The organism is Flavobacterium sp., assembly GCF_028712645.1.
Classification (GTDB): Bacteria; Bacteroidota; Bacteroidia; order Flavobacteriales; family Flavobacteriaceae; genus Flavobacterium.
On sequence record NZ_JAQTPQ010000132.1, the window covers coordinates 1 to 10,152 of the forward strand.

The 10,152-nt window shown below is 31.1% G+C and carries 13 protein-coding genes and 1 pseudogene; 5 read left to right on the forward strand and 9 right to left on the reverse strand.

The window, feature by feature from the left end:
- Nucleotides 1–684, reverse strand: a 684-nt coding sequence (locus PHC28_RS11000; RefSeq protein WP_300100067.1) for a heavy metal translocating P-type ATPase metal-binding domain-containing protein, incomplete at its 3' end; no start/stop codon positions are given.
- 108 nt (nt 685–792) lie between these two features.
- Between PHC28_RS11000 and PHC28_RS11005 the strand changes: the two genes are divergently transcribed.
- A complete protein-coding gene (locus PHC28_RS11005; protein ID WP_300100069.1) occupies nt 793–1,473 on the forward strand; it encodes a Crp/Fnr family transcriptional regulator in 681 nt (226 codons plus the stop codon).
- Nucleotides 1,474–1,506: 33 nt separating this feature from the next.
- Here PHC28_RS11005 and mazG read toward each other — a convergent pair whose 3' ends face one another.
- The 6 genes from mazG to ruvX form a co-directional block, all read right to left on the reverse strand.
- Nucleotides 1,507–2,280, reverse strand: a complete 774-nt coding sequence (gene mazG, locus PHC28_RS11010; RefSeq protein ID WP_300100072.1) for a nucleoside triphosphate pyrophosphohydrolase — start codon at nt 2,278–2,280, stop codon at nt 1,507–1,509.
- Entirely contained in the window at nt 2,280–2,600 is a 321-nt protein-coding gene (locus PHC28_RS11015; protein ID WP_300100074.1) for a type II toxin-antitoxin system PemK/MazF family toxin, read from the reverse strand. Before PHC28_RS11015 ends, mazG begins: the two co-directional genes overlap by 1 nt.
- Nucleotides 2,594–2,845: an AbrB/MazE/SpoVT family DNA-binding domain-containing protein gene (locus PHC28_RS11020; RefSeq protein ID WP_300100076.1), complete on the reverse strand. Its 252-nt coding sequence runs from the start codon at nt 2,843–2,845 to the stop codon at nt 2,594–2,596. Before PHC28_RS11020 ends, PHC28_RS11015 begins: the two co-directional genes overlap by 7 nt.
- Before the next feature lie 115 nt (nt 2,846–2,960).
- Entirely contained in the window at nt 2,961–3,452 is a 492-nt protein-coding gene (locus PHC28_RS11025) for a DUF5606 domain-containing protein (RefSeq protein WP_300100079.1), read from the reverse strand.
- Between the two features lie 54 nt (nt 3,453–3,506).
- Nucleotides 3,507–4,094 carry a peptide deformylase gene (gene def / locus PHC28_RS11030; protein ID WP_300100082.1) on the reverse strand — a complete coding sequence of 196 codons (588 nt, stop codon included), beginning with the start codon at nt 4,092–4,094 and terminating at the stop codon, nt 3,507–3,509.
- Nucleotides 4,095–4,212: 118 nt separating this feature from the next.
- Nucleotides 4,213–4,629, reverse strand: a complete 417-nt coding sequence (ruvX, locus tag PHC28_RS11035) for a Holliday junction resolvase RuvX (protein ID WP_300100085.1) — start codon at nt 4,627–4,629, stop codon at nt 4,213–4,215.
- 207 nt (nt 4,630–4,836) lie between these two features.
- On the opposite strand from ruvX, the gene PHC28_RS11040 reads away from it, so the two are divergent.
- The 3 genes from PHC28_RS11040 to PHC28_RS11050 are packed head-to-tail and all read left to right on the forward strand — an operon-like array spanning nt 4,837 to nt 7,617.
- Entirely contained in the window at nt 4,837–5,652 is an 816-nt protein-coding gene (locus PHC28_RS11040; protein ID WP_300100088.1) for a 2,3,4,5-tetrahydropyridine-2,6-dicarboxylate N-succinyltransferase, read from the forward strand.
- Nucleotides 5,653–5,673: 21 nt separating this feature from the next.
- Entirely contained in the window at nt 5,674–6,798 is a 1,125-nt protein-coding gene (locus tag PHC28_RS11045; protein WP_300100091.1) for a glycosyltransferase family 1 protein, read from the forward strand.
- A 30-nt stretch (nt 6,799–6,828) separates the two neighbouring features.
- Nucleotides 6,829–7,617: a glycosyltransferase family 2 protein gene (locus PHC28_RS11050; RefSeq protein WP_300100094.1), complete on the forward strand. Its 789-nt coding sequence runs from the start codon at nt 6,829–6,831 to the stop codon at nt 7,615–7,617.
- Here PHC28_RS11050 and PHC28_RS11055 read toward each other — a convergent pair.
- Nucleotides 7,612–8,484 carry a glycosyltransferase gene (locus tag PHC28_RS11055; protein WP_300100096.1) on the reverse strand — a complete coding sequence of 291 codons (873 nt, stop codon included), beginning with the start codon at nt 8,482–8,484 and terminating at the stop codon, nt 7,612–7,614. The genes PHC28_RS11050 and PHC28_RS11055 overlap by 6 nt on opposite strands.
- Before the next feature lie 408 nt (nt 8,485–8,892).
- Here PHC28_RS11055 and PHC28_RS11060 point away from each other — a divergent pair, with 408 nt between their 5' ends.
- Nucleotides 8,893–9,795, forward strand: coding sequence for a transposase (locus PHC28_RS11060; protein WP_300100098.1), 903 nt, complete (start codon nt 8,893–8,895; stop codon nt 9,793–9,795).
- 78 nt (nt 9,796–9,873) lie between these two features.
- On the opposite strand, the pseudogene PHC28_RS11065 reads toward PHC28_RS11060, so the two are convergent.
- A pseudogene (locus tag PHC28_RS11065) lies at nt 9,874–10,152 on the reverse strand (lipid A biosynthesis acyltransferase); the annotation flags it as partial.

The following is a 10,152-nucleotide window of genomic DNA, read 5'->3' on the forward strand; positions in this document are numbered from 1 at the left end:
CTCTGAAACATAATAACCACTTGCCGAATATAGAAACGCAGGTAATGACAACGCAAAAATTAACCATCTAAAAAATGGTTTATAACTATCTAACCAAAACTCCTTGACTTCAAAATATTCAGGGAAAGAAAGCAACATAATATTGCCAAAACAAAAGAAGGCCAATCCTAGTTTGTAAGTCAAACTTCTATCGACATTGTTATTACCTGTTTCATAATTTTCTAAACTGATATAAGGTTCATAACCAATGGAACTCAATAAATGAACAATCGTTTTGAGCGAAACAATTTCTGGATTGTAAGTGATTCTAACTTTCTTTTCGGGAAAATTTACTTGTGAACTACTGATTCCATTTTGTAATTTTTGAAGATTTTCGAGAATCCAAATACACGAACTGCAATGAATATGCGGAATACTTAATGAGACAATTACCGTTGTATCTTCTTGAAATTCCAGAAGTTTCGAAACGATGCTTTCATTATCTAAAAAATCATATTTACCTAAAATATCAAGCGGTGTTGCCCCTGGAGATTTTTCGAAATCATAATAACAAGTCATATCATTAACGCTGAAAATCTCATACACGGTTTTACAACCATTGCAACAAAACTGCTTTTCGTCAAAAATAATTTGCTCTTCTTTTATAATATCCAACCCGCAATGGAAACAGTTTTGGGCACTCATATGTTATCTTTTTTATGTTGACAAATTTACTAACTGAACATATTAAAAATATGATAATTATCATATAAATTTGTAGATTTGCATAAATAGTTTAATACTTTTCTTTTTATGAATAAATGTGAACAATGTATAGTTAGGGAATTAAGCTCTCTAAAAGCACTTGATAAAGATGAATTATTAAGAATTGCAGAATGCAAGACATCCTATATTGTCAAAAAAGGGGAACACATTTTTGAAGAAGGAGAAAGCGTAAATGGTATTTATTGTGTAAAAGGTGGTGTTTGCAAACTTTCCAAATTAAGCGCAAATGGAAAAGACCAAATTGTTAAACTAGTGAAACCAGGTGAATTACTTGGTCAACGTTCTATGATTAGCGATGAAGCCGCCAATTTAAGTGCTGTTGCACTTGAAGATATGGAAGTTTGTTTTATTCCGCGAAGTGAAGTGCTAGGTTTGTTTGATAAAAACAATCAATTCTCAATGAACTTAATGAAAACTATTTGTGGTGATCTGAAAGAAGTAAGCGATCATGTAGTTTCAATGTCACAAAAAACTGTGAAAGAAAGATTAGCAGAAACCTTAGTTTACCTTTACGAAACTTTTGGAAAAAATGAAGATGGCTCACTTCGCATTCAACTTTCTAGAGAAGAACTTGCAGGAATGATTGGTACAGCCACAGAAAGTTGCATTCGTTTATTATCTGATTTTAATAAATTAGGATTAATTGAGTTAGTTGGTAAAAAAATTGTTGTCAAAAACATTAACAAACTCAAAAGAATAGCAGATTAGCCCTTTAACCTCAAAAGGGGAAATTAGCAATAGCTACATTTTTTTCGCTTCGTTCCAAAAAACATCCATCTCGGCAAGTGACATATCCATTAAAGGTTTTCCTAATTCGGCTGCCTTGCTTTCGAGATATTGAAATCTTTTGATGAATTTTTTGTTGGTGCGTTCTAAAGCGTCTTCGGGATTTATATTCAGAAATCTGGCGTAATTTATCATAGAAAACATAACGTCACCAAATTCGGCTTCCATTTTTTCCTGATTTCCGGCTTCAACCTCAACTTGCAATTCTTCTAATTCTTCTTGCACTTTATCCCAAACCTGATGCGGTTCTTCCCAATCAAACCCAACGCCTTTAACTTTATCTTGAATTCTACTTGCTTTTACTAATGCCGGCAAACTTTTTGGAACACCTTCTAAAACAGACTTTTTACCTTCCTTTAGTTTGAGTTTTTCCCAATTTTGTTTGACTTCTTCTTCATCTTTTACAACGACATCGCTATAAATATGAGGATGGCGATGAATGAGTTTTTCACAAATTTCGTTACAAACATCGGCAATATCAAAATCGTTGGTTTCACTTCCAATTTTGGCATAAAAAACTATGTGTAAAAGCAAATCTCCCAATTCTTTCTTGACTTCGTTCAAATCATTATCCAAAATGGCATCACCCAATTCGTAGGTTTCTTCGATAGTCAAATGCCTTAAAGATTGAAGTGTTTGCTTTTTGTCCCAAGGACATTTTTCACGCAAATCGTCCATAATATGCAATAATCGTTCGAAAGCTTGAAGTTGGTTTTGTTTGGAGTTCATCAGTTTACTAAATATTCTTTTAATAGCTTTTTTACGTTTTCAATATCGGTTTTTGCAAGTGTATCAATTTTAGTTTTTAATCTAATTTTATCAATACATCTAATTTGGTCAAAACAAATTTGACCCTTTTTATTTTCTAAAACGATTCCTAATCGCATTGGAAAATTTCTGATTTTAGAAGTAATTGGAGCTATCAAAACGGTGTTCAAAAATTGATTTGATTCGTTTGGAGAAATTACCAAACAAGGTCTTATTTTATTGATTTCACTTCCTAATGTTGGATCAAGAACAACCCAATAAATTTCATATTGTCTTACCATTGCCAATCATTTTCTTGTTCATCATCAAAAAAATCAGGAATCAATGAATTAGACTGTCCATTCTTATCAATTTCTATTTTTATTAATTCTTCCCATCCATCTCGTACTTTTTCTGAGGGGCTAATCACTAATTTACCTTCGTTAATTTCTAAATTTACAATACTTTTAAAACCAGCAATTTTTAACAGTTTAGAAGGAATAATAATTCCCTTTGAATTTCCAATTGTAATTATATTTGTTTCCATAATTTATAAAAATAAGAACAAAGTTATAACATTATTTTTACATTATATATTTTTAAACAAAAAATCCTGTCAGGAAAACATCGTGACAGGATTAAAATATATTTTAGAAAAGATATTACTCTTTCTTTGCTTTTGCTTTTTTAGCTGGAGCTTTTACTTTTTCGGCAACCACTTCTTCTACAACTTTCTCCAATACTTCTTCAGCATTTTCAATTTTAGGTTCTTCTTTTGAAACCAGACCTTTTGATTGAAGTAAATTATACCAATTCATAATTTTTTTGATATCTGAAGGATATACTCTTTCTGAATCATATTCAGGAAGAATTTCTTTAAAGTAAGCAATCAATTTAGCATTATCTTCTTTATGTGAAATTGCTGGACCATTATCTTCCTTGATGGCAATGCTTCTCATCACTTCGGCTAAAGGTTTTTCTTCATTAATGGTATAAATTGAAATTTCAGACAATAGACTTACATTAATTCTAGATCCAACGGTAATTTTTTTTCCATCTAGCAAAGCTTCAGCTAAAAATCCTGAGCGTGTTTGAACTTTCAATGCATATAAACCTGGTTTTCCTGAAATGGATAATATTTTTTCTAAATTCATTTTTAAATTTTATTTTTTTAAATTGATATTGTAATTGACATTGCTATAGAAAGCTTATCTTCCTTTTTTATTGCAAAATTTCATTCGATAATCAGGTCTGGTTTTTCCATCCATAATGTTTTGCAATTTTTTTTTTATTAGTTTTTTCTTTAACGACGAAATCAAATCAGTAAACAAGATTCCTTCAATGTGGTCGTATTCGTGCTGAATAACTCTCGCTATCAAACCATCAAATACTTCTGTTTTTACGTTAAAATCTTCGTCGCAATATTCAATCGTGATTTTTTCGTTTCTAAAAACATCTTCCCGCACATCAGGAATACTGAGGCAGCCTTCGTTAAAACCCCAAATTTCACCTTCTTCTTTCAACATTTTGGCGTTGATAAAAGTTCTTTTGAAACCTTTTAATTGCTTTTGTTCGTCTAAAGGTAAATCTTCGTCGTCGCTAAAAGGAGTTGTGTCAATCACAAATAAACGAATACTCATTCCTACTTGTGGCGCAGCTAGACCCACACCATAAGCATTATACATCGTCTCATACATATTAGCAATAGTCTCTTTCAAATCTGGATATTCAGAAGAAATCTCTTCACCCATTTTTCTTAAAACCGGATCGCCATATCCTACAATTGGTAATATCATTTTTTTAGTTTCAGTGTTTTGAAATCAGTTTTCCGAAATTTTCAAGAATTCCTTTTCTGTTCAAAGAATTAAAGCGCAAAAGTAATAAAAAAATTTAGGAATTGAGTTTTTGGTTGCATTAAAACATTTTGCGTGTCAAATAATCCTGCAACATTATAGTTGCCGATATTTCGTCGATAAGGGCTTTGTTTTGGCGTTGTTTCTTTTTCATTCCACTATCAATCATCGACTGAAAAGCCATTTTTGAAGTAAAACGCTCATCCACTCGAATGACTTTCATATCTGGAAAATGATTGGTAAAATGAGTCACAAATCCTTTAATAATCGAAGCACTCTCTGAAGGTTCGCCATTCATTTGTTTGGGTTCGCCAATGAGGACAGCTTCTACTTTTTCTTTAGAAAAATAATCTTTCAAAAAATCTATTGCTGTGGCTGATGGAATGGTCGTTAAACCCGAAGCAATGATTTGCATTTCGTCGGTAACGGCTATTCCGGTGCGTTTTTGTCCGTAATCTATGGCGAGAATTCTTGACATTTAATTTAAATTATTTTACAAAGATACGCAAAGAACTATCTCAATTAGAAATGAAAAAATTAGTTCAAAATCAGCGAATGATTTTTTTTGGACCAAGCCAACTAAAAACCATCTAATATTTCAAACAAAAAAAGTAAATATGTTAGTATTACAAAAACAAAGTAGTTTTCAAAAAAATCCATTTATATTTGTGAAAAATTTTAAACAATGAACGAATTACAATCCATAATAGAACAAGCATGGGAAAACCGCGCTTTGTTACAGGAAGACACTACAACAACAGCTATTAGAGAAGTTATCGAATTATTAGATTCAGGCAGACTTCGTGTGGCTGAACCAATTGCAGACGGATGGCAAGTAAACGAATGGGTAAAAAAAGCTGTAGTGATGTACTTCCCAATTCAAAAAATGGAAACATTAGAAGCTGGAATCTTCGAATACAATGACAAAATGTTATTAAAAAGAGATTATGCCGAAAAAGGAGTTCGTGTAGTTCCGGGAGCTTCTGCCCGTTATGGCGCTTTTTTGGCTAGCGGTGTAATTATGATGCCAAGTTATGTAAACATTGGTGCTTATGTAGATTCTGGAACAATGGTAGATACGTGGGCAACCGTTGGGAGTTGTGCACAAGTCGGGAAAGATGTTCACCTTTCTGGTGGTGTTGGAATTGGAGGAGTTCTTGAACCTTTGCAAGCAGCACCAGTAATTATTGAAGACGGAGCGTTTATTGGTTCTCGTTGTATTATTGTCGAAGGTGTTCACGTTGGTAAAGAAGCCGTTCTTGGAGCCAATGTTTGCTTGACTGCTTCAACAAAAATCATCGATGTAACTGGCGAAACTCCTGTAGAAAGAAAAGGTTTTGTTCCTGCTCGTTCAGTAGTAATTCCTGGAAGTTATACTAAAAAATTTGCTGCTGGCGATTTCCAAGTTCCTTGCGCTTTAATCATTGGAACACGCAAACCATCAACTGATTTAAAAACATCTCTTAACAATGCGTTGAGAGAATATGATGTTGCGGTTTAATAAGTACTAAGACATCATAAAATGAATATAGGCTTTGAGGCAAAAAGAGTTTTTCATAACAAAACTGGACTTGGAAATTATAGCCGTGATTTGATACGCTTACTGAGTCAGTATTTTCCAGAAAACAACTATTATCTATATAATCCAAAAGCATCAAAACAAAACCTGTTCTTGGTAAATAATATCAATGTTTTTGAAAAAAAACCTCGAACTTCTTTTTACTCAAAATTTTACAATTTATGGAGACAAAAAGGAATTGTTAATGACTTAGAAAAAGATAAAATCACTATTTTCCATGGCTTATCAGGAGAAATTCCTCGTGGTTTGAGTGCTAAAAAAATCAAGAGCGTAGTTACAATTCATGATTTAATATTTGTAAGACATCCTCATTTATATTCTTTTTTTGACAGAAAAATACATTTTTATAAATTCAAAAAAGCAGCTCAAGAAGCCAATTTGATAATCGCAATTAGCGAACAAACAAAAAAAGACATCATTAAATTTTTAAAAATAGAAGTCTCAAAAATAAAAGTTATATATCAGGGTTGCCATTCTGCTTTTAAGGAAGTTTTTACAAAAAAAGAAATTGAAGAAGTGGTCTCTAAATATAATTTGCCTATTGAATTTATTCTTAACGTTGGCACGATTGAAACTCGAAAAAATATACTTTTGGCTGTAAAGTCCATAAAAAATATTGAAACTAATCTAGTCATCGTTGGCAAAGAAACACCTTATGTTAATGAAATAAAAAAATATATTCAGGCTCACAATCTAGAGCATAAAGTTTTATTTCTAGAAGGATTAAGTATTCGAGAACTAGCCATTTTATATAGACTTGCCAAAATTTTCGTATATCCTTCTCTTTACGAAGGATTTGGAATTCCAATAATTGAAGCACTTTATTCTAAAACACCAGTTATAACAACTCGTGATGGTGTGTTTCCTGAAGCTGGCGGACCCAATTCAATATATATTGATCCTACAAGCGTTAGCGAAATGCAGAAAGCAATTGAAGATTTATTAATTGATGATGTCTTGTGCAAAGAAATCGCTGAAAAAGGATTTGAATTTGTACAAAAATTTAATGATGAAAATATTGCTTTAGCCATAAACCAATTATATTTAGAAATCGCTTCAAAAAATTAGTGTTTTTTTGATATTTAAAACAAAATAAATATGAGAACAACTTTGTTGATTACAACATACAACTGGCCTAAAGCATTGGATACTACTTTGAAAAGCGTTGATAATCAAACTATAAAACCAACTGAAATAATTATTGCTGATGATGGATCTTCGGAAGAAACCCAAAAGTTAATTAATGCGTGGCAAATAAAATCCAAAACACCAATTATTCATTCATGGCAAGAAGATATTGGCTTTAGAGCAGCTGCTTCAAGAAATAAGGCTATTGCAAAAGCATCTGGTGAATACATTATTATGATTGATGGTGACCTAGTCCTTCATCCCAATTTTATAGAAAATCATTTAAAGCATTGTAAATCTAACCAATTTACTATTGGACCACGAGTTATCCTCAATGAAGAGTATTCCAAAAGGTTATTATTAGAGAAAAACATTGATTTTTCAATCAAATCAAATCAAATTTTAGCCAATAAAAAAAATACCATAAACAACTCCTTACTATCAAAAATATTTAGTCACATAACAAAAAGTGACAAACAAGTTCGGTCTTGTAACATGGCTTGCTTCAAAAATGATTTGGTTAAAGTAAATGGTTTTAATGAAGATTTTATAGGTTGGGGAAGAGAAGATACAGAACTGGTAGTTAGACTTTTAAATAAAAATATCAACCGAAAAAACATAAAATTTAATGCCAATACTTTACATATTTTTCATAATGAAAACAATAAAAAAATGTTATCTATAAATGATGCTATTTTAAAGAACACTATAATGGAAAAGCTAACAAGATGCACAAATGGTTTGGACAAGTATTTATAAACTCAAACCAAAACGTTTTTTCCATTCACTAACAATAGATTCATCAGAAAAATTATTTAGCACCTCATAAGATGCATTTACATATTTGATTCTTAATTTTTCATCATTCATAAGCATTTCAATACTTTTGGCAAATGCCCGATAGTCATTTCTTGGAACCAGTAATCCAGATACTTTGTGTTTTATAAGATCAACAATTCCACCGTTACTCAAGGTAGAAACTATTGCATTTTTATGACAAATAGATTCAACAATACCCATTCCTAAACCCTCACAATTGGAAGATAAAATTGAAATTTTACTTTCTGATAAATATTCTGAAATTCCCATAACCATCCCGTGAAAAAAAACATTTTTCAAGTTTTTTTTATTTGCAAAACTTTCCATCTGATTCTTAATAGATCCATCACCCAATATATGCAATTCCCATTCTGGGTATTTATGAGCTATCAAGCTCCAAGCTTTGATAACAAGAGAAGAGTTTTTGTGTTTTTTCTCCAACCTAGATAAATAAACAATATGATTTTTTTTATTGACCTCATCTAAGACAATTTCTTTTAAATCAAAAGTAAGTGGATTGTAAATTGTAAAAATCCTGTCTCTGATAATCAAGGATTTTTTAAATAAATTTTTAATTTCTTCAGCCGAACCTTTACTAACACAAGCAACACCATATTCAGCCAACATTAAGTATTTTTTTAGTTTCAGTAATTTAAAAGGTCTAAATATTTTCCCCACCATATATTTAAAAATTAAAAAGGGATTTTTGATAATGTCATCAAAGAAAATATATTTATCCAAATAAGCATGAGGGGATCCATGATATTGAGGTATTGCAATAACACCTGCACGTTTGGCTGCTTTCATTAATGCGATTGAAATAGACATATTGTCTCCCTGAAAAATTAAATTTTTAATCTTTAATTTGACAAATTGTTCAAATATTTTATCTTCAATTTCGTCTTTTGAACAGTCGAGATTAATGTAATTAACTTCCTTTGGAAAGAAGAAATGTGGTTCATCATAACTCGTATGCAATGTTATCAAATAGTTTATTTCTATTCTGCTTGGCAATAACAAGTTCATTAATGTACAAGTAACCCGCTCAACACCTCCAATAGTTGTATGATCAATTATAAAAAAATCTATTCTTGAATTATTCATGCGAATCAAGGGTTGAAAAAATATAAAAAAAAAAGAAATTTTCTTAATATAATTAGCTTAATAAACTGATAATCAGTATATTCATAGTGTATTCAACGCACATATAAATATATGATTAATCAGCCTAAAGCCCCAAAATTAGTAAAAATCTACTCAATTATCTGCGACAGATTTGAAAAAGATTTAAAATATACTTGTGAACGTTTCAGTAATAACGACAAACAAGATTTAACAGACCAAGAGATTATGACCATTTATCTATTTGCAGTTCAAGAGGAACAACGCTTTAGCATCAAACAAATTCACAAATATGCTTGTGATTATTTGCTTGATTGGTTTCCAAAACTTGGCTCATACGCTGGTTTCTCTAATCGACTTAACCAATTGTCAGAGGCTTTTAGAAGTTTTATAACTTCGCTCCTTGAAGATTTTTTACCCTCTGATTGTTTTATCAATCAAAGTTTACTGGATTCGATGCCAATAATTACTTGTTCAGGGAAACGACTTGGTAAAGTAGCTAAAGACTTGACAGATAAAGGATATTGCTCGACTAAAAGTTTGTATTATTATGGTGTGAAATTACACGCATTAGCTTTTAGGCGTCAAGATAAAATTCCTTTTCCTGAAGAAATTCAGATAACGCCTGCATCAGTAAATGATTTAACAGTCTTTGTAGAGGCTTGGTCTGAAAAAACGAACAGAAATTTTTTTGGAGATAAAATCTATAATAAACAAGATTTTTTTACTGAATTAGAGCAAGAAAAAAAATCAATTATGATGACACCAGTCAAAGGAATAAAAGGGCAATGTCAAGAAATTAAGAATAGAGATAAAGTAGCAAATGATTTGTTTTCAACAGCAGTATCAAGAGTTAGACAACCCATAGAATCCCTGTTTAATTGGCTAATTCAAAAAACAGATATTCAAAGAGCAAACAAAGTAAGGTCAAGCAAAGGTTTGCTAATTCATATATTTGGAAAAATAGCTTCAGCTTTTATAAACTTAATATTTTAACCCTTGATTCGCATTATTCATATTAATTGATGGCTTATTTTAAAAAATTATACAAAGAAAATTATATAAAAATTAAATTTAAAGACTACCTTTTTTCCCTCTATGCTTCCATCGTTTATGTGTCCACAAATAATATTCTGGTGCTTCTAGAATTTGTTGCTCCACTTTTTCTAAGAACATATCCATAATTTCAAAATCAGGAATTTCTTTTACATTAGTTGACAAAATTTCAAATTCAGCTTCATAGTAACCTCTTCTAACTTTGGAAACTTTAAGAAAAACCACATTCATATCGATTTTTTTCGAAAGCATTTCCGTTCCAACATACACTGGAACTTCAATTCCCATAAAATTATG